Genomic DNA, 17,291 nt, shown 5'->3' with positions numbered 1-17,291 from the left:
CGAGGGTTGTCCCGCCCGCTGGTCGGGGCTTCGCCCTCGCCTCCTTCGCCGTTCTGCAGTTGGTGGACGGATCGCAGTGGGCGTGTCCGTGGTGTTGGTTGTGGCGCCGTTGCTTCTCGCGGTTCTCGGGCCGCTGGTGCCGTACGACGCGCGTCCAGGGCTGCCGTACTCGCCGGAGGGTTCGTTGGGGACGGATGGGTTGGGGCGGGACGTGTTCGGGCTGCTGCTGGTTGGTGGGCGGACCGCGTTGGGGATGGCGTTCGGGGCGGTGGTGTTGGCGTACGTCGTGGGTGGGTTGATCGGACTGGTGGCGGCGTCGACGCGGCATCGGTGGTTGGACGAGGGGCTGATGCGGCCCCTCGACGTACTGCTGCCGTTGCCGTCCTTGCTCGTGATCAGCGTGGTCGCCGTCGGATGGCAGGCGTCGGCGGTCGCGATCACGGTCGCCGTAGCGATGGTGAACGTGCCGACTGTCGCCCGGCTGGTGCGAGCGGCGGCGCTCGATGCGGCGAGCGGGCCGGTGGTCGAGGCGTTGCGGATGCAGCGAGAGTCGTGGTTCACGATCCAGGTCGGTTACATCGGACGGTCTGTGCTCGGACCGGTCGCGGCGGATCTCGGGACCCGGATCACGCTGGCGGTGTTTCTCGTCGCGTCAGTGAACTTCCTCGGGCTGGGGCTGAGCCCGACCGCACCGGACTGGGCGGTCTCCGTCTCTCGCAATCGCGAAGGGTTGCTGCTTCAGCCGTGGTCCGTGCTGGCGCCGGCGATCCTCCTCGTCTCGTTCACGCTCGGATTCAACCTCCTCGCCGACCGTCTGGTTCACAGGTCGCTGGTGGTCGCATGACCTTGGTGCGGGTGGACAAGCTGGCGGCAACCGCCGGGTCATCGATTCTCGTGGACGGAGTGTCCTTCGAGGTCGTCGAAGGGGAGGTGACCGCGCTCGTCGGAGCGTCGGGATCCGGGAAGACGACGTCGGCGCTGGCGTTGTTGGGCGAGCACGGCGACGGCGTGCGGCTCGGGGGACGGGTCGAGGTCGACAGTCGGGTAGTTGTTGATAGCAACGGAGTGACTGGAGAGGCCGCCGCGGTGCGGGGGCGTGTAGTGGCCTACATGCCGCAGCATCCGGGCAGCGCGCTCAACCCCGCGCGCCGGATCGGAACGACCCTGCGCGAGCTCGCAAAGCTGCACGGCGGTGTGGTCGACGAAGCCATCCGAGCCGCGCAGCTACCCGGCGCGACCCTGAAGAGGTTCCCGCATCAGTTCTCCGGCGGCCAACGGCAACGCGTCGCGTTGGCCCAGGCGCTGACCTGCCGCCCGAAGGTTCTGGTCCTGGACGAACCGAGCACTGGCCTGGACTCGATCACCCGCTGGCAGTTGATGAACGAGCTACGCGACCTGACCGCAGCCGGCCTGGGAATCTTGTTGCTCAGTCACGATCTCGACCTGGTCCGAGCCCTCGCAACCCGAGTCGTCGTACTCGACGCCGGTCGCGTGATCGACTCCGGCGGTATCGACGTACTCCCGTCGTCGCCCGACCTACCCAGCACGGGAACCTCCGCGGCCGGGCAACCGTTGCTAGAGGCAATGAGCCTGTCAGCCTCGCTGCGGCCGCGGGGGCGCGACGTCGTCCTGCGCGACGTCGTCCTCGCCGTTCGCGCCGGCGCCTGCCTCGGAGTCGTCGGCCGCTCCGGCAGCGGCAAGACCACCCTGGCCCGCTGCCTCGCCGGCCTGCACGAGCGCCACACCGGCCGCATCCTTCTCGACAACGAACCACTCCCAGTACTCCGCAACCGCACCAGCGAGCAGACCCGCCGCGTCCAGTACGTCTGGCAGGAGGCCCGCGGCTCCTTCGACGAACGCCGTTCCGTCGACCGTCAAGTCGCCCGTACGGCGCAACGCCTCCGCGGACTCACCTCCGACCAGGCTCACGCCGAGGCCGTCGCCACCCTGGCCCGCCTAGGCGTCGCCGCGATCACCGCCGCCCGCCCGCCGAGCCGGCTCTCCGGCGGCGAACTCCAACGCGCTGCCCTGGCCCGAGCCGCCCTCGCCAACCCCGACGTACTCATCTGCGACGAGATCACCACCGCCCTCGACGACCACGGTACGGCGCTCGTCCTGGACCTCCTGACCGAGCTGAAGAACCGCGGTACGGCGCTGATCTGGATCGGTCATGATCTCGGCCTGGTCGCGGCCGTCGCGGACGAGGTCATGGTCCTCGACGCCGGCCGCGTGGTCGAGCAAGGCCCGCCCGCGACCCTCACGACCGAACCGCACCACGACCTGACCCGCCGACTCGTCACCGCCGCCCGAATCGGCAACCCCGAATCTCCGCCCGTGCTAACCATTGACCCAAGGAGCGAACCGCGCCGATGACGCGACTGCACGACCACCTGGCGGAGGCCATCAAGGACCCCGACCCGATCCGGGTGGGGGACGATCTGATCTGCCTGCGGTTCGAAACGATGAAGGTGTACTCCGCTCTCGGCGCCGTACGCCACCTGCTCGAGACCGGGCGGGTCGAGCGCGGCGACACGCTGATCGACAGCTCGAGCGGGATCTACGCGCACGCGCTGGCGCTCGCCTGCCACCGGTACGGGATGAAGTGCCACATCGTTGGTTCGACCACCGTCGACCGGACCCTGAAGATCCAGCTCGAGATCCTCGGCGCGACCGTCGAGCAGGTGCCGTCGTCGAACAACCTGCAGCTCGACCAGAACCTCCGGGTACGGCGGATCGGCGAGATCCTGCGCGACAACCCGACGTACCACTGGATGCAGCAGTATCACGACGACATCCACTACCTCGGGTATCGCGCCGTCGCGGACCTCGTGGCGGAGGTGGTGCCGGACGGACCGCTCTGCCTGGTCGGTGGGGTGGGGACAGGCGCGTCGACCGGCGCGATCGCGGCGTACCTGCGGGAACGCGGGCGGGACGTGAATCTGGTCGGGGTGCAGCCGTTCGGGAGTGTCACGTTCGGGGCCGGGCACACGCAGGATCCGGACATGATCATTGCCGGGATCGGGAGCTCGATCGAGTTCCGCAACGTGCGGCACGAGTTGTACGACCGGTTGCACTGGGTCTCGTTCGACTACGCGATGTCGGCGGCGGTGGATCTGCTCCGGACGTCTGGGGTGTTCGCCGGGCTGTCGGCGGGAGCGGCGTACCTGTCCGCGTTGTGGGAGCACAGCTGCGACCGCGGTCGCAAGCACGTGTTCCTGGCGGCCGACACCGGGACGCGGTACGTCGAGTCCGCTTTTGCCCGGTATGCCGAGGCGCGGCCGATGGCGTCGATGCGGCCGCGCGAGATCGACTCGCTGGCCGAGCTCGCGGTGCCGTGGTCGGCGATGTCGTGGGACCGGCGGGAGTCGGCCGAAACTCGGCGTGCGGAGTTTCCATCTGCGACCCCGTCGCATTAAGGTGAGATCGTGACCGATTCCGTGGCTGAGCTCACCGCATCCGTTCTGGCCGGCGAACGGGGTCCGTCGCCGGCGGATCTCAACGTCACCAGCGCTTTCTGGCTTCATCACACGACCCGGCTGCCTGGTGCGGACGTCACGTACCGGAACTACTACGTGTTGCTCCGGGTCGGCGAGGTCTTCGGCGCGTGCTCGTTCGAGGCGGGCGAGCTGGATGCGTCGTACTGCGCGGACACGTCCGGCCGTTCGCTGGCCGACGTACTCTCGTCCGACGATCCGCTGCCGGTGCGGATCGCCACCCTCGACGCCTACCTCGCGTCCGTCGAGCCGCACCACATCTCGCCCAAAGCCGAGGAGGTCGTCCTTCCGGCCGGTACGCCGGATGTTCGCGCCCGGGCTCGGGATGCGGCCGTCGCGGGTCTCCTGGATGTTGCCGACGGCACCAAAGTCGCGTTGATCGGGGTCGTAAACCCACTGGTGGAAGCGATCACGGCACGCGGCGGGATCTGCCTGCCGTGCGACTTCAACCTCCGCGAGACCGCCTCGGGGCTCCCGGTATCGCGTGACATGAACGAGGTGGTCGACGCCGCGGACGCTGTCGTCGCCACCGGCATGACGCTGTCCAACGGATCCTTCGACATACTGCTCAGTCGTTGCCGGGAGCAAGCGAAGCCGCTGGCGATCTACGCTCAGACCGGGAGTGCTGTGGCCCGCGCGTTCCTCGGCTCCGGCGTCACGGCGCTGTCTGCCGAACCCTTTCCCTTCTCCCAATTCAGCTCCCGCCCGAGCAGCCTTTATCGCTACCGGACGGAGAGATGAGCACAACTCTGGAAGTGCCCGGGGACTTTCGGATGGCTCGGCGGCTGTGGCCGTTTCTCGTGGCTTCGGCGGTTGGGTTGATCCCGTTCACCGTGTTCGGGATGTATCTGGTGCCGATTTCGGATGCCGCGGGCGGGAGTGTGGCGGAGATCGGTGGGCTGCGAGGGCTGGGTGGGCTCGCGGCGCTGGCGGTCGGAGTTTCGTTGGCGCCCCTGATCGATCGGGTCGCTCGCGAACTGGTGGCCGCGGGTGGGCTTGCGTTGCTGGGGATCTCGGCGGCATTGGGTGCTGTGGGCAACGTGTTCGCGCTGGCCGTGTTCTGCTTGTTGATCGGGGCATCGACCTCGATCCTGGCACCGTCGATCGGGGCCGCCGCGGCTGACAGGTTCCGATCGCCGGCGGCCGCGGGACGGGCGGCGACTCTGGTATCGGCGACCACGTCCGCGATGGCGATGTTGGCGGCGCCGGTGCTGGCCTTGCCCGGTCTGATCTGGGGTTGGCGGGGCAATCTGCTCGCGGCCTCGGCGATCTCACTCGCCCTGTCCGCTGCCTTCTTCTGGCGGGCTCGTGGACGGAAGGCCCCTGGTCAGCGAGAGCGGATGAGCTACGTCGCGACGTACCGCGAACTGGCCCGCGTCCCCGGCGCCCTGCCACTGCTCGCAATCGCCATGCTCCGGACCGCAGCCTTCATGGGGTACCTCGCCTACCTTGCCGCCTTCTACGACGACAAGTTCGACCTTGCGCCGGGCTGGTTCGCGCTGGTCTGGTCCCTGAGCGGCGCGTGGTTCTTCCTCGGCAACCTCCTGGCCGGCCGCTACCTCGCCGCCGGGCGGATCAACCCAGAGAGGATGCTCCTGGCCGGCATCGCGGTCGCCGTGGTCGCGGTCGCTGCCTTCTACTTCTCGCCGACCCTGCCGCTCACCCTGGTCTTCACTGCACTGATGGCTGCCAGCCACGCAACCGTCGCGGCCTGCGTCACGACCCTCCTGGTCCGCCGCAGCGGCGACCTCCGCGGCTCGGCGCTCAGTGTCAACGCGGCCGGCATGAGCCTCGGCACGTTCCTCGGCGCCGCGATCGGCGGCCTGGGCCTCGGCCTCGGCGGCTACCCCGGTACGGCGCTCACGTTCGCCGCACTCACCCTCATCGCGCTCCTCTGTGCCCTCAGAATCCTGATCGCACCAGGGCTTCGCTAAGGGTCAGGATCGGGGTGTTACCGGAGTCCTCAGCGAGCCTGTCTCGATATATCGTTGCGTCTTATGGAGAATCTGCCCGACAACCCGCACCCGCACGCGCACCTGCGGGCGTCCGACACCGATCGTGACCAGGTGGTCGACGTACTGCGGGAGGCCCTGATGTCGGGCCGGTTGACGCAGGACGAGCACTCCGACCGCCTCGAGCAGACGTTGCAGGCCAGGACTCTCGGCGAGCTCGAGCCGATCACCCGCGACCTCGTCGTGCCGGGTCAGGCTGCGCCGGCGTCGCTGCCGGTCGCACAACCGACCGGGTCCAGCAGCCTGGTCCCGATCGAGGAGCCGGCCGACCCGGAGCAGAGCTTCGACACGATGGTCGCGATCTTCGGTGGCGGTGAGCGGAGGGGGCGCTGGCGGGTCAAGCGGCGTACCAACGCGTTCGCGGTGTTCGGCGGACACGACCTGGACATGACCGACGCGGTCTTCGAGGGCCGCGAGGTGACGATCTGGGCGTTCGCCGTGTTCGGCGGCATCGACATCACCGTCCCCGAGGGCGTGACGGTTCGCAACGAGGGTGTCGGGATCTTCGGCGGCTTCGGCGCCCGCGGCAGCGACGACCCGGACCCGAACGCGCCGACCGTCGTGGTGAAGGGCCTCGCGCTGTTCGGCGGCGTCGGCGGCCAGTCCTCGGCCAAGCGCCACGGCAAGAAGAACAAGGGCAAGGGCCACCACGAGCTGCACTGAGGTAATGCGGGTGCGGTCTGGGGCGCGGCCTCATAGCCTGCGGTCATGAGCGACTTCGTCCCAGCTGACTTCGACGTACCCCGCGAGCTCGTCACGCCACGATTCCGGCTGGAGCCGCTCGGCCCTGAGCACAACGTCCCGGACCACGCCGCGTGGACCAGCAGCATCGATCACATCCGCAGTACGCCGGGCTTCGGTGGCAGCTGGCCGCCGGTCGACGGGATGTCGCTGGAGGCCAATCTCGGCGACCTGAAGCGTCACGCGGACGACTTCGTCCAGCGCCGCGGCTTCACCTTCACGGTGCTCGAGACCGACGGTGACGTGATCGGCTGTCTGTACATCTATCCGTCGCGCAAGAACGAGGGCGTCACCGACGTTCGGTCGTGGGTGTCGGCCGACCACGCGGAGCTGGACGTTCCTCTCTACGAGGCTGTCTCCAGCTGGCTAGCCACGGACTGGCCCTTCACGAATGTCGACTACGCGGTCAGATCCAGGACTTGAACCACATTCGGCTGAGCCAGTCGGCGTGCGGCATGACCTTGTCGGTCAGGATCGGCCAGATGTAGGCGAAGTTCAGCACCACGAGTACGACGAACGCGCCGACCACCGCGCTGCCGATCAGCCGGCGCGGTGTCGCCGTACCCAGTTTGGCCCGCGCCGGGCCGAGGATCCTGCCGAGGACCAGCGCCAGCGCCATCACCGTGAACGGGATCATCGTCACGGCGTAGAAGAAGAAGATCGGTCTGTCGTCGAACGCGAACCACGGCACCCAGCAGGTGACGAAGCCGACGATCGGTACGCCGTACCGCCAATCGCGACTGCCTATCCAGAACACCAGTGCCGCGATCAGCGCGAGCGCACCACCCCACCACAGCAGCGGCGTACCGAGGGCAGAGATCACCTGCAGGCAGTCGGTCCCGGCCGGCACGTTGCAGCCCGGCGTACCCGGCTTGATGTCGTTGACCGCGTCGAACCCGATCGGGCGGGCGATGATCGGCCAGCCGGCCGGGTTCGACTGGTACGGATGGGTGGCGTGCTTGATGTAGTCGCCGGTGTGGAACGCGAGCACTTCCTTGTGGTACTCGAGCAGCGATCTGAAGTCGTCCGGGACGACCTTCATCACGCCGTGTGCCGGATTGCTCGCCGCCCAGTTGTGGTCGTAGGCGTTGTCGTGCAGCAGCCAGCCGGTCCAGGTCGCCAGGTACGTGACGCCCGCGACCAGCACGATGCTGACGAACGCCGGGATGCCGTCGACCAGCGCCGACTTCACGAACGCGAACCGTACGCCGAGCGCACGGCGGGCACCGAAGTCCCAGGCGAACGCGAGCACGCCGAACGCGGCGAGCGTCCAGATCGCTGACCACTTGGTGCCGCAGGCCAGACCGAAGCAGACGCCGGCGGCGATCCGCCACGGCCGGACCAGGAGCCAGCGGCCGATGGTACGACGCTCGCCGTCGGCGGTCGGCTGGTCGAGGGAGTCGGCGTGCCGGCGGCGGGTCCAGTCCCGGTCCGCGACCAGGCAGGAGACCGCGGCCACCAGCCAGAACGTCAGGAAGATGTCCAGCAGCGCGACCCGGGACATCACGAAGCTCAGCCCGTCGACCGCGAGCAGGATGCCGGCGATCGAGCCGATCAGGGTCGACCGGGTCATCCGGCGTACCGTCCGGATCAGCAGCAGCACGGTCAGCGTGCCGAACAGGGCCGGCATGAACCGCCAGCCGAACGTGTTCATCCCGAACAGCTGCTCACCGGCGGCGATCATCCACTTGCCGACCTCGGGGTGCACGGTCAGGCTCGGGGTCGGCTTGAACACGTCCAGGTTGCCGCTCAGGATCGCCTTGTCGGCGGCCCCGTCGGGCTGGTCGATGAACTGCCGCGCGTAGCCGAACTTGAGCAGGCTGAACGCGTCCTTGGCGTAGTACGTCTCGTCGAAGACGAACTTCACCGGCGTGCTGAGGTGCCAGAACCGCAGGATGCCGGCCATCAGCGTGATCGCCAGCGTCGCGATCCAGCCGCCGTCGAAGTCCCGCGGCATCGCCGGGTACAGCCGCTCCTTGAGCGGCGGCAGCCGCCTCCCGAGCACGTCCCGCCCGAGCGTCTCCTGCCCCTCGCCGGCGTCACTCCGTCGCGCGGTCTCGTCCTCGATCACAGCTGCCACGCCCGCCATCGTACGGACGCCCCGGTACCACCGCCTCCCCGCGTAGGTTCCTCGGGCTGGGATGATGGCCCTCGTGACCGGGCGATTGGTGTTGGCGGGGACTCCTATTGGGGATGTTTCGGACGCCTCTGCGCGGTTGGGCCGGGTGCTGGCCGAGGCGGATGTGGTCGCGGCCGAGGACACCCGCCGGTTGCGGCGGCTGACGTCGGACCTGGCGATCCAGCTGAGCGGCCGGGTGGTCAGCTACTTCGAGGGCAACGAGCGGGAACGTACGCCGGAATTGCTGCAGGCGCTGGTCGACGGGCAGACCGTGGTAGTGGTGACCGACGCGGGGATGCCGAGCGTGTCGGATCCTGGGTATCGGTTGGTGGCGGCCGCGATCGAGGCCGACATCCTCGTGACCGCCGTCCCGGGCCCGTCCGCCGTACTGACCGCGCTGGCGTTGTCCGGACTGCCGGTGGACCGGTTCACGTTCGAGGGGTTCCTGCCGCGGAAGCCGGGGGAGCGGGCGCGGCGGCTCGCGGAGCTGGCGGAGGAGCCGCGGACGATGGTCTTCTTCGAGGCCCCGCACCGGCTGACCGCTTCGCTCGAGGCGATGGGCGAGGCCTTCGGCGCGGATCGGCGTACGGCGGTGTGCCGGGAGCTGACCAAGACGTACGAAGAGGTGAAACGCGGCCCGCTCGACGAGCTGCTGACCTGGTCGAAAGACGGCGTACGTGGGGAGATCACCGTCGTCGTGGCCGGCGCCGACCCGGACAAGACGCTCACTCCGGCCGAGCTGGCGGCGGAGGTCGCGATCGACGAGGAGGCGGGTACGCCGCGCAAGCAGGCGATCTCCGACGTCGCGAAGCGCTTCAACGTCCCGAAACGCACCGTGTACGACGCCGTACTCGCGGCCCGAGACCCCGGTAAATAGGACTGGCGTACAGCACTACCCTTTATGGCATGTCCGAGAAGGCCTTTTACGTCACCACCCCGATCTACTACGTCACGGCGCCGCCGCACATCGGCAGCGCCTACACGACGGTGGCCGGGGACGTCCTGACCCGTTGGCACGCCCAGCGCGGCGAGCAGAAGTGGTACCTGACGGGTACTGACGAGCATGGCGAGAAGGTGATGCGCAGCGCCGAGGCGCAGGGCATGTCCCCGCAGGCGTGGACGGACAAGCTGGTCGAGGAGTCCTGGAAGCCGGCCTGGGTCGACGTCGACATCGACTACGACGACTTCATCCGGACCACCGAGCAGCGGCACACCGAGCGGGTCCGCGAGTTCTGGCAGACGCTGTACGACAAGGGCGACGTCTACAAGGGCGAGTACGAGGGCCTGTACTGCGTGGGCTGCGAGGAGTTCAAGCTTCCCGCGGACATCCGGACCGACGAGGACGGCACCCAGCGGTGCATGATCCACGGCACCGAGCTGGAGACGGTCTCCGAGACCAACTACTTCTTCCGGCTCTCGGCGTACGCCGACCGCCTGCTCGAGCTGTACTCGGACCAGCCTGATTTCGTCGCACCCGCGAGCGCTCGCAACGAGGTGATCGCGTTCGTCAAACAGGGGCTGCAGGACCTGTCGATCACCCGCTCGACCTTCGACTGGGGCATCCCGGTGCCGTGGGACGAGGACCACGTTCTGTACGTGTGGATCGACGCGCTGCTGAACTACGTGACGGCGGCGGGCTACGGCACCGACCCAGAGCGGTTCGCCGAGCTGTGGCCGGTGGACGTGCACCTGGTCGGCAAGGACATCCTGCGGTTCCACGCGGTGATCTGGCCGGCCATGCTGATGGCCGCAGGCGTCGCCGTACCGCGTCAGGTTTTTGCCCATGGGTGGCTGCTGGTCGGCGGCGAGAAGATGAGCAAGTCGAAGCTGACCGCGATCGCGCCGCACGAGATCACCGACCACTTCGGCTCGGACGCGTTCCGGTACTACTTCCTCCGGACGATCCAGTTCGGCTCGGACGGCTCGTTCTCGTGGGAGCACCTGAGCGCGGTCTACACCTCCGAACTCGCCAACGGCCTGGGCAACCTGGCCAGCCGGATCGCGGCCATGGTCGGCAAGTACTTCGACGGCGCCCTGCCCGAGCCGACCGACCACGGACCGGCCGAGCAGGCGCTGGCCGACAAGCTCGCGCAGACCGTCGCCACCGCGGACAAGGCGATCGACACGCTCGCGTTCCAGGACGCCCTGACCGCGATCAACGAGTTGGTCGGCGCGGTCAACGGCTACGTCACCGAGCAGGAGCCCTGGAAGGTCGCAAAGGACGACTCCCAGCGGGACCGCCTCGCGACCATCCTGTACTCCGCCGCCGAGACCCTCCGCGCCGTCGCCGTACTCCACAACCCGACCATGCCCAAGTCCTCCGCCAAACTCTGGGACCTCCTAGGCGCCGAACAAAAGCTCGGCCCCCTCAAAGACCAACGCATCCAAGACGCCGGCACCTGGGGCCAACTCCCCCCCGGCACCACCCTCACCAAGGGCGCCCCCCTCTTCCCCCGCCTGGAAGAGTCCTGAGTTGGTATCACCGCGGATAGTATCCGCGGTGATACCAACTTGCTCCGGCTGATCCACGCGCCGATGTGTACCGACGGACGGGTAGTAGTCGGGCCGGTTCTGGTACGCCACGCTCAGGTCTCCGACGCGTGCGCCTGATCGGCCTACCACTACCCGTCCGTCGGTACGCCAGTGTGACTCAAGAATCTGCTCGCGCCGGGAATGCCGGGTCCGCTGGCTGGCTTGATTGAAGTTACAACCAAACTGATGGAGGCGGGACATGCGGGCTGTCGTGTTTGAGGACTTTGGTGGGCCTGACGTTCTGGAGGTGCGGGATGTGCCGGAGCCGCACGCGGGTCCCGGGCAGGTGCGGGTCAAGGTGCGGGCGGCTGGGGTGAATCCGTTCGACTCCAAGGTGCGGGCCGGTTTGACCAAGGGGTTCGTGGATCCGGTGCTGCCGGCGATCCCGGGGTTCGAGGTGGCTGGCGTGGTGGACGAGGCCGGTGACGGGGCCGAGTTCGCGGTCGGCGACGAGGTGGTCGGCTGGTCGGAGGGCGGTTCGTACGCCGAGTACGCGATCGGCGGCAACCTGGCCCGTAAGCCCGCCGGTCTGGGCTGGGAGCAGGCCGTCGGCGTGCCCGTGGCCGGCGAGACCGCGCAGCGGGTGCTCGACCTGCTCGGCGTGAAGTCCGGCGAGACGATCCTGATCCACGGCGCCGCGGGTGCGGTCGGCTCGGTCGCCGTCCAGCTCGCGAAGGCGGCCGGCCTCACGGTCATCGGTACGGCGTCGCCGGCGAACCACGAGTACCTGCGGTCCATCGGCGCGATCCCGGTGGCCTATGGCGAGGGTCTGCTCGAGCGGGTTCGCGAGGCCGCTCCGCAGGGCGTCGACGCGGTGTTCGACACCGCTGGCAAGGGCGGTCTGGAGGAGTCGATCGAGCTGCGCGGCGGCACCGACCGGATCGTCACGATCGCGGACTACGCGGCCGCTGCGCTCGGCATCCAGGTGTCCGGTGGCGGCGGGTCGCCCGAGGCGATCCGGGCTGGCCTCGAAGCCCAGCTCCAGGCCGCGGCTGACGGCAAGCTGGTGATCCGGATCGCGGAGACGTTCGCCCTGGCGGACGCGGCCAAGGCCCAGGAGCTGAGCGAGTCCGGCCACGCCCGCGGCAAGATCGTCCTACTGCCCTAGTAGGCGAACCGCGAGGACGGCGTCGGTACGTCGTCCACGCGCGGATCCCAGCGGTCCACGAAATGCACTCCGGTCGGGACCTCGACAGACTCTGTCGAGGTCCAGCCGCGGGTGAGGGTCGGGAAGTCCGGCACGTCCGGGTGGTAATGCGGCTTGCCGGTGCCGAGTGCGTCGCGTGCCATCGGCGAGCTCAACGCCTGGTACCGGAAGTCGGCCGACAGCCGCAGCCGCTTGGTCCGGTTCGGCATCGCGCCGTGCACGGTCAGACTCCCGAACAGCAGTACGTCGCCTGGCTGGTACGACGTCGTCCGCCACTCCGGATGATTCTCGTCGGCCTCGGCCCGCATCATCCCCGGCCCGTCGGACGCCTTCACCGGCAGTACGCCGAGCCGCGGCGAACCGGCGTACACCCGGAGTCCACCGATCTCCGGCGGCGCCGCGCTCAACGGAAGCCAGGTGGTGAGCGTGTCGACGCAGCCCTGGATGAACCGGTAGTCCTGATGGATCGGCGTCGGCTTCGCACCGGGCGACGGCGGCGCGATCCGGCAGATGTGCGCCGGATGCGCGAACGCCTCCTCGCCGAGCAACCTGCTCGCCAGCCCGATCAACTCCGGCCGTACGGCGAGCTGGTGAAAAGCCTGCGTGCTCTGGATCGCCGTGTACGCACCGAAGAACCCGGCCGATCCCTCCTCGACGGCCCGCCCGGAGGCAAGCAACTCCCGTGGATCGGCATCCCGCGCGAGCCAATCACTGTCGTACAGGATCCGTGCGAGCTGCTCGTGCACATCCCCGACCACCTCGGAAGGCAGCAGCCCCCGGAAGAACAGATAGCCCTCGCTCCCGAGCCGTGATCGCAGCACCTCGGCGTCCGAGAGCACGTCGTACGAGTCGGTCAGTTCTTTCACTTTTCGTTTCCGATCTTGTCCATGGCTTGCGCGATCGACGCGACGTCGGTTTTGTCGAGGAACAGGTCGTTGGCGGCCTTGTTGATCTCGGTGCTCTTCGACGTCCAGCCGTCCGCGATCGGGAGGTTGACGGTGCTGCCGGCCGCCGAGTCGAGGAACGGCTTGACGTCGATGTCCTTCTTCTTCCAGAACGCCTGGTACCCGGCGCCGGCGTCGGTCAACGCCGGAATGATGTACCCCGCGTCGCCCATCAGCCGCTGCGCCTTCTCCGAGCCGAGGAACGCGACCAGCTTGCCGGCCTCGTCCGGGTGCTTCGTCTTCGCGAACATCGTCTCGGCGAGCCCGTTGATGACCACCGTGCGCCCGGCCGGTCCGGCCGGCATCGCTGCGACCCCGATCGGGAACTTCACCTCGGGCAGCGCGAATGGCAGCAGCGCGTTGTTCGCCGGGAACATCGCGACCTCGCCCCGGTAGAACATCTCGGTCGCCTGCCCGGTCGGCGGGTTGGTCCGGGTGCCGTCCGGCGACACCTTCCACTTGAAGATCAGGTCGCGCGCGAATTGAAGTGCCTCGACCGACTTCTGCCCGGCGAAGTCGAAGGTTCCGTACGGCTTGTCCATCGCCTGGCCGCCGTTCGAGGCGATCCAGTTCAGCCACTGGGTCTGGTTGTGGTTCCACGAGCAGAAGCCCCACTGCTTGGTACCCACGGTCAGTTTGCGGGCGACCTCGAGGAAGCTGCCCGAACCGTCCGGCGCCCAGGTCAGCTCGGCCGGCATCGTCACACCGGCCTTCGCGAACAGGTCCTTGTTGTAGAGCAGTCCGACGATGCCCATGTCCTTCGGCATCCCCAGCTGCTTGTCCTCGAACTTGTACGACTGCACGACGTTCGGGTTGTACGCGTCGAGCTTCAGACCGGCCTTCGAGATCAGGTCGTCCAGCGGCGCGAGTACGCCCTTGCCGGCGAAGTCCGGGAAGTAGTCGACGGTCAGCCAGAACACGTCCGGCGCCTTGCCGCTGGCCAGCTCGGTGGTGAGCTTGGTCCAGTACTGGTCCCAGGGCAGGACCTCCATCCGGACCGTGATGTCCGGGTTCTCCTTGGTGAATTCCGCGAACACCGCCTTGTAGCCGACCTCCTGCTGCTCGTCCCACAGTCGGTAGACGAGCTCGACCTTGCCGCCGCCGCTGCTCGTTTTGTCGTTCGACGAGCCGCAGCCGGCCAGCGCGAGCACGCTGCCGGCGCCGATCAGAAAAGTCCTCCTGGACAAAGACATGAGAGCCTCCGAACTACTTGAGCCCGGTAACAGCGACCGAGCGGACGATGAAGCGCTGGAACACGACGAACAGCACGAGCAGCGGCGCCAGCGCGATCAGGCTGCCGGCCATCACGGCGTTGTAGTCGACGCCGATCTCCCCCTTGAACAAGGCGATCCCGACCGACAGCAGCCGTTTGTCCTCGCTGCTGGTGATGATCAGCGGCCAGAGGAAGCTGTTCCAGTTCGCCACGACGGCGAGCGTGGTGACGGTGACCAGGATCGGTTTCGACAACGGCAGCACGATCGACACCAGCGTCCGGAACCGCCCGGCCCCGTCGATCCGGGCCGCATCCTCGAGATCCACCGGGATGCCGCGGAAAAACTGGCGGAGCAGGAAGATCGCGTACGGCGTACCGAGCATCGTCGGCAGCATCAGGCCGGCCCACGTGTCCACCAGACCGAGCTTCTGCATCATCAGGTACAGCGGGATCATCGTGACCACCGGCGGCACCATCAATGTCGACAGATAGACCCAGAACAACGCGTCCCGGCCGGGGAACGACAGCCGCGCGAACGCGTACGCCGCCAGGATCGCGAACACCACCTGGCCGAGCGTGATCCCCGCCGTGACCAGAGCCGTGTTGACCAGGTAGCCGCCGAATCCGGACGCGAACAACCGGTGGAACGCGGCCGTGCTCGGTGGCAGGCCGGGCTCCCAGGGCATCGTCTCCGACAGTTGCCCAGGGCCCTTGAACGCGGTGAGCAGAGTCAGGAAGTACGGGAAGATCGCGAACAGACAGCCGGCCACCAGGACGGCGTACGTGACAATGCGCAGTCTCATCCGGACACCTCGTAGGTTGTACGGCGTTCGAAGTACACGAACTGGGAGATCGTCGCGACCAGCACCACCGCGAACAGCAGCACCGAGATCGTCGACGCGTAGCCGAAGTCGAACTTCTTGAACGCCTCGTCGTAGATCAGGTACGTCGTCACTTCGGTGCTGTCACCCGGTCCGCCCTCGGTCATCACGAAGATCGTGTCGAAGGCCTGGAACGAGCCGATCACGTTGGTGATCAGCACGAACAGCATCGTCGGCCGCAGCAGCGGGAGCGTGATCGTGAAGAAGTGCGCGACCGGCGAGGCGCCGTCGAGGGACGATGCCTCCCGCAACGATCGCGGGATGTTCTGCAGGCCGGCCAGGAAGAACAACATGTTGTACCCGGCGAACTGCCAGATGTGCACCGCCGCGACACTCGGCATCGCCAGCACCGGCGACGACAGCCAGGCGGGACCGTGGATGCCGAACAGTCCGAGGAACTGGTTCAGCGCACCGCGACCCGGGTCGAAGATCCAGCTCCAGACGAGGCCGAGGGCAACGGGTGTCGCCATCCACGGGATCACCAGCAGCGCCCGGAAGTACTTCATCCCGCGCAGCTTGCGGTCGACCAGGAGCGCCAGGAGCAGACTCAGGATCGTTGTGCCGGGCACGCAGATCACCACGTAGTACAACGTGACCAGCAGCGAGTGCCAGACGTCGGAGTCGGTGAACAGCTTTCGGTAGTTGGCGAGTCCAATGAATTCCGGTGTCGACAGCAACTTCCAGTCGAACAGGCTGAGCACGAGGACGATCACTACCGGCGCGAGCAGGAAGCCGAGGACGCCGACCAGGCTCGGCGCTAGCAGGGCATAGGCGACGGCCGTCTGCCGACCGCGTCCGATCCGGCGGGTACGGCGTGGTGCCGGCCTAAGCATCGGGATCCTTCAGGGGATGCGGCCGCGGCGAGCTCGGGACGAGCAGCTCGCGGGTGCGATCGAGGCCCCACCGATCGAGCTCGCCGATCGGATCGCTCGACATCCGCAGTCCTGGACCTTGGGAGATGTGTTCGGCCCAGATCTCCCGCTCCTGGACATCGGGCCGCACGATCAGGCAGTCGGAGTCGTTGGCCCACCACCGGCCGTGCAGGAACTCGCGCGCCACCGACGTGGACCGAGCGCCGCGCTGACCGGGCTGACTGATGTCGCCGGACGGTGGCTCGACCATCGGATCGGTGTCCGGTGAGATCCGCATGCAGTCGACCAGCCCGAGGCTCGGCAGGATCGGGGCGCCGCAGCCGTGCAGGATCCGGTTCGGTCCGACGGCCTCCCGCAGCAACCGCAGTCCGTGCCGGTACGCCGCGATGCCGTCGAGCTGCTCGTGTCGCGGTCCGTCGATCGCACCGGCGTACACGAAGTCGAGCTTGAAATGGTCGTACCCCTGCCGGCACAGCTCGGTGAACACGTCCTGGATATGCCGTGCGGCGCCCGGGTGGGTCACGTCCAGCACTAGTTGCTCCTGGCCCCAGTTGGTGCCGGCGCTGATCCCGGGGACCAGCCAGTCGGGGTGCAGGCGAGCCGTCTCGCTGCCGCTGCCGACCAGGAACGGAGCCACCCAGATGCCTGCTCGTCGTCCGCTGGAGCGGATGTCGGCGGCGAGTCGGACCGTCGACCCGAAGTCATCGCGGGGCGTCAACCAGTCGCCGATGGCCGCTTGGTAGCCCTCGTCGAGCAGGACCAGGTCGACACTGAGGTCGTGCTGGTCGAACTGGCGGACCTCGGTCATCACGTCGCGTTCGGTGACCTTGCCCCAGTACGCGTACCAGCTGCACCACGACGGACCGAAGACTCGGATCGGTGGCGCGCTGAACGTGTCAGCCCAGTCCGCCAGCGCCTGGTTCGGGTTCGCCTGGTTGCTCGTCCTCACCTGGACCTCGCCGTCCGCCGAGATCACCAGCCGGTCGCCGCGAACCTCGGCGCGGATCGACGGGACCGCGTCGGGCGTGCTGGCGGCCGTCACCACGACCTCGCTGCCGGTCGCGACCGCGAGCAGGCCCTCGCCCTGGAACCGGCTGGCCTCGACGCCTGGGCGGTACGCCATCACGTGATGGTTCGGGGCGGTCGGCCGGGGCGGACGCGCGTCGAGCCGGTACCAGCCGCTGGGGCTCCACGACTGCCAGCCGTGCTCGAAGATCAGCGTGGACGCGTCGTACTCCAGCTCGGCGACGGGGGCGAAAGGCACAGATCACTCGATTCGTCGGGTGCAGGATCTTGCTGCTGTGCCGCTAATCTTGGAGGCCCTGAGGGGAGATCC

The 17,291-nt window shown here is 68.1% G+C and carries 16 protein-coding genes; 10 read left to right on the top strand and 6 right to left on the bottom strand.

Annotated features, from left to right (window positions below):
• Window positions 1-100: 100 nt before the first annotated feature.
• The 7 genes from EV650_RS35795 to EV650_RS35765 all read left to right on the top strand — a co-directional run bounded on the left by EV650_RS35795 (window position 101) and on the right by EV650_RS35765 (window position 6,670).
• Complete coding sequence (locus EV650_RS35795; protein WP_238174691.1) at window positions 101-844, top strand: ABC transporter permease; 744 nt, start codon at window positions 101-103, stop codon at window positions 842-844.
• The gene (locus EV650_RS35790) at window positions 841-2,373 is read left to right on the top strand and encodes an ABC transporter ATP-binding protein (protein ID WP_134123574.1); all 1,533 of its coding nucleotides are present in this window, start codon (window positions 841-843) and stop codon (window positions 2,371-2,373) included. The genes EV650_RS35795 and EV650_RS35790 overlap by 4 nt, the downstream gene beginning before the upstream one ends.
• Complete coding sequence (locus EV650_RS35785; protein WP_202875216.1) at window positions 2,370-3,416, top strand: pyridoxal-phosphate dependent enzyme; 1,047 nt, start codon at window positions 2,370-2,372, stop codon at window positions 3,414-3,416. Before EV650_RS35790 ends, EV650_RS35785 begins: the two co-directional genes overlap by 4 nt.
• A gap of 9 nt (window positions 3,417-3,425) precedes the next feature.
• The gene (locus EV650_RS35780; protein WP_134123573.1) at window positions 3,426-4,235 is read left to right on the top strand and encodes a Rossmann-like domain-containing protein; all 810 of its coding nucleotides are present in this window, start codon (window positions 3,426-3,428) and stop codon (window positions 4,233-4,235) included.
• Window positions 4,236-4,267: 32 nt separating this feature from the next.
• Window positions 4,268-5,428 carry an MFS transporter gene (locus EV650_RS35775; protein WP_134123572.1) on the top strand — a complete coding sequence of 387 codons (1,161 nt, stop codon included), beginning with the start codon at window positions 4,268-4,270 and terminating at the stop codon, window positions 5,426-5,428.
• 63 nt (window positions 5,429-5,491) lie between these two features.
• Window positions 5,492-6,169 (top strand): DUF1707 SHOCT-like domain-containing protein, encoded by a 678-nt coding sequence (locus tag EV650_RS35770; RefSeq protein ID WP_134123571.1) that lies wholly within the window; start codon window positions 5,492-5,494, stop codon window positions 6,167-6,169.
• Between the two features lie 45 nt (window positions 6,170-6,214).
• Complete coding sequence (locus EV650_RS35765) at window positions 6,215-6,670, top strand: GNAT family N-acetyltransferase (protein WP_134123570.1); 456 nt, start codon at window positions 6,215-6,217, stop codon at window positions 6,668-6,670.
• On the opposite strand, the gene EV650_RS35760 is transcribed toward EV650_RS35765, so the two are convergent.
• A complete protein-coding gene (locus tag EV650_RS35760; protein WP_369409979.1) occupies window positions 6,654-8,204 on the bottom strand; it encodes a dolichyl-phosphate-mannose--protein mannosyltransferase in 1,551 nt (516 codons plus the stop codon). The two genes, EV650_RS35765 and EV650_RS35760, sit on opposite strands and share 17 nt — an antisense overlap.
• Window positions 8,205-8,388: 184 nt before the next feature.
• Between EV650_RS35760 and rsmI the strand changes: the two genes are divergently transcribed.
• The 3 genes from rsmI (at window position 8,389) to EV650_RS35745 (ending at window position 12,006) form a co-directional block, all read left to right on the top strand.
• Window positions 8,389-9,243 carry a 16S rRNA (cytidine(1402)-2'-O)-methyltransferase gene (gene rsmI / locus EV650_RS35755; RefSeq protein ID WP_439648829.1) on the top strand — a complete coding sequence of 285 codons (855 nt, stop codon included), beginning with the start codon at window positions 8,389-8,391 and terminating at the stop codon, window positions 9,241-9,243.
• A gap of 29 nt (window positions 9,244-9,272) precedes the next feature.
• Complete coding sequence (gene metG, locus EV650_RS35750) at window positions 9,273-10,838, top strand: methionine--tRNA ligase (protein ID WP_134123567.1); 1,566 nt, start codon at window positions 9,273-9,275, stop codon at window positions 10,836-10,838.
• 259 nt (window positions 10,839-11,097) lie between these two features.
• Entirely contained in the window at window positions 11,098-12,006 is a 909-nt protein-coding gene (locus tag EV650_RS35745; RefSeq protein ID WP_134123566.1) for an NADP-dependent oxidoreductase, read from the top strand.
• Here EV650_RS35745 and EV650_RS35740 read toward each other — a convergent pair.
• The 5 genes from EV650_RS35740 to EV650_RS35720 are packed head-to-tail and all read right to left on the bottom strand — an operon-like array spanning window position 12,003 to window position 17,219.
• Window positions 12,003-12,911 (bottom strand): phytanoyl-CoA dioxygenase family protein, encoded by a 909-nt coding sequence (locus EV650_RS35740; RefSeq protein ID WP_134123565.1) that lies wholly within the window; start codon window positions 12,909-12,911, stop codon window positions 12,003-12,005. The two genes, EV650_RS35745 and EV650_RS35740, sit on opposite strands and share 4 nt — an antisense overlap.
• On the bottom strand, window positions 12,908-14,182 hold the full coding sequence (locus tag EV650_RS35735) for an ABC transporter substrate-binding protein (protein ID WP_134123564.1): 1,275 nt from the start codon (window positions 14,180-14,182) through the stop codon (window positions 12,908-12,910). The genes EV650_RS35740 and EV650_RS35735 overlap by 4 nt, the downstream gene beginning before the upstream one ends.
• Before the next feature lie 13 nt (window positions 14,183-14,195).
• Window positions 14,196-15,005, bottom strand: coding sequence for a carbohydrate ABC transporter permease (locus EV650_RS35730; RefSeq protein WP_134123563.1), 810 nt, complete (start codon window positions 15,003-15,005; stop codon window positions 14,196-14,198).
• On the bottom strand, window positions 15,002-15,916 hold the full coding sequence (locus EV650_RS35725; protein ID WP_238174690.1) for a carbohydrate ABC transporter permease: 915 nt from the start codon (window positions 15,914-15,916) through the stop codon (window positions 15,002-15,004). The genes EV650_RS35730 and EV650_RS35725 overlap by 4 nt, the downstream gene beginning before the upstream one ends.
• Window positions 15,909-17,219: a glycoside hydrolase family 36 protein gene (locus EV650_RS35720; RefSeq protein ID WP_134123562.1), complete on the bottom strand. Its 1,311-nt coding sequence runs from the start codon at window positions 17,217-17,219 to the stop codon at window positions 15,909-15,911. The genes EV650_RS35725 and EV650_RS35720 overlap by 8 nt, the downstream gene beginning before the upstream one ends.
• Window positions 17,220-17,291 lie beyond the last annotated feature (72 nt).

Origin of the sequence: Kribbella kalugense (assembly GCF_004365875.1) — a bacterium.
GTDB classification, from domain to species: Bacteria; Actinomycetota; Actinomycetes; order Propionibacteriales; family Kribbellaceae; genus Kribbella; species Kribbella kalugense.
The sequence above is the reverse complement of the archived record's forward strand: the minus strand, read 5'-3'. Positions and strand labels throughout refer to the sequence as shown.

Coding starts and splice junctions, on each gene's coding strand:
- EV650_RS35745 (WP_134123566.1), top strand. CDS start 11,098: ATGCGGGCTGTCGTGTTTGAGGACTTTGGTGGGCCTGACGTTCTGGAG.
- EV650_RS35760 (WP_369409979.1), bottom strand. CDS start 8,204: ATGCCGCGGGACTTCGACGGCGGCTGGATCGCGACGCTGGCGATCACG.
- EV650_RS35765 (WP_134123570.1), top strand. CDS start 6,215: ATGAGCGACTTCGTCCCAGCTGACTTCGACGTACCCCGCGAGCTCGTC.
- EV650_RS35785 (WP_202875216.1), top strand. CDS start 2,370: ATGACGCGACTGCACGACCACCTGGCGGAGGCCATCAAGGACCCCGAC.
- EV650_RS35725 (WP_238174690.1), bottom strand. CDS start 15,916: ATGCTTAGGCCGGCACCACGCCGTACCCGCCGGATCGGACGCGGTCGG.
- EV650_RS35770 (WP_134123571.1), top strand. CDS start 5,492: ATGGAGAATCTGCCCGACAACCCGCACCCGCACGCGCACCTGCGGGCG.
- EV650_RS35775 (WP_134123572.1), top strand. CDS start 4,268: ATGGCTCGGCGGCTGTGGCCGTTTCTCGTGGCTTCGGCGGTTGGGTTG.
- EV650_RS35735 (WP_134123564.1), bottom strand. CDS start 14,182: ATGTCTTTGTCCAGGAGGACTTTTCTGATCGGCGCCGGCAGCGTGCTC.
- EV650_RS35730 (WP_134123563.1), bottom strand. CDS start 15,005: ATGAGACTGCGCATTGTCACGTACGCCGTCCTGGTGGCCGGCTGTCTG.
- metG (WP_134123567.1), top strand. CDS start 9,273: ATGTCCGAGAAGGCCTTTTACGTCACCACCCCGATCTACTACGTCACG.
- EV650_RS35790 (WP_134123574.1), top strand. CDS start 841: ATGACCTTGGTGCGGGTGGACAAGCTGGCGGCAACCGCCGGGTCATCG.
- rsmI (WP_439648829.1), top strand. CDS start 8,389: ATGATGGCCCTCGTGACCGGGCGATTGGTGTTGGCGGGGACTCCTATT.